Genomic DNA, 1,293 nt, shown 5'->3' with positions numbered 1-1,293 from the left:
ACTGGCCAAGCTCCCACAGGCGCAGTCGCACCCTGGCCTCGGCTTCGATCACCTGCACGGCTTGTTGCTGCCGCAGCTCGAAGCGTGTGCGCAGCACCTCGTGCCGCCGCTCGATCTCTCCCAGGCTCTGCTCAAAGGCCCCTATCTTCAACTCACCAGTGAGGCGCACGGCGCGCGGCACGTTGTAGGCGGCGCTCGCGGGCTCCAGTTGATGGATGAACCACAGCCGCTGCTGCGCGAACGACAGCGGCAACTCGCTCTCTCGACTCACCCGCTCAATCGGCCCTGCCGGGAGGCGGCTGCCGCCTTGCTGCTGCTGTTGCTGCACAGCCGCCGCCAGCCCTCGCACCGTCGGCTCCTCGAATAGCACCCGCAGTGGGACTTCCACCCCAAGCACCTCGCGTAGGCGCGAGATCACTTGCGTCGCCAGCAACGAGTGGCCACCCAGCTCGAAGAAGTTCGCCTCGACGCTCACCTCTGCCTGCCCCAGCACCTCACTGAAGATCCCTCCTACCAGCTCCTCGATGACATTCTCTGCTGCGGCTGCCTCGCCTTCACCGTCTCGCTCTGCCATCGGCGCCGGCAGCGCCTTGCGATCCAGCTTGCCGTTGGCCGTCAGCGGCAGCTCCCCCAGCTTCACAAACACCGCCGGCACCATGTATTCCGGCAGCCGCCGGCTCAACCCCTCCCGCAACTGCTTGCCGCTCACCTCCGCCCCATCCTCACCCACCACGTAGCAGACCACCTGCGGCCCGCTCACCGCCTCATCGCGCACCACCACGGCGCTCTGCCTCACCCCTGCCTCCTCGTTGACCGCCGCCTCGATCTCCCCTAGCTCCACCCGATACCCTCGCACCTTCACCTGCTGGTCGCTTCTCCCTAGGTACTCCAGCTCCCCTGCGGCGCTGTACTTCACCACGTCCCCCGTCCGATACAGCCGCGCCCCTGCTTCCCCACTGTAAGCATCGGGCACGAACCGCGAGGCCGTCTCCGCCGCTTCGCTCACATACCCCCGCCCCACCGCCGCCCCGCCGATGTAGAGCTCGCCTACCATCCCCGGCCCAGCCACCTGCTCGCCGCCGCTCACCACATACCCACGCACATTCCCCAGCAGCCGCCCAATCGCTATCGTTGTCTGGCCGCCGCCATGACTGCCGCCCTGGCCGCCATCCTGGCTGCTCGCCTCGACCTCCTCTACCCCCACCCGGTGCGTCACCACCCCGACCGTGCACTCCGTCGGCCCGTAGTGATTCACCACCTCCGCCCCTCGCCCTTGCCCCCACCTCACCAACT

Annotated in this window: 1 protein-coding gene; it reads right to left on the bottom strand. The window is 67.9% G+C overall.

What is annotated here, in order from left to right:
* Positions 1–1,255 (bottom strand): condensation domain-containing protein (locus VJ464_21530; GenBank protein HKQ07722.1); only part of this gene is annotated, 1,255 nt, incomplete at its 3' end.
* Positions 1,256–1,293: the final 38 nt, after the last annotated feature.

It is taken from the genome of Blastocatellia bacterium (genome assembly GCA_035275065.1).
Lineage (GTDB): Bacteria > Acidobacteriota > Blastocatellia > UBA7656 > UBA7656 > DATENM01.
Note: the sequence above shows the minus strand (reverse complement) of the source record. Positions and strands in the feature narration are given on the sequence as shown.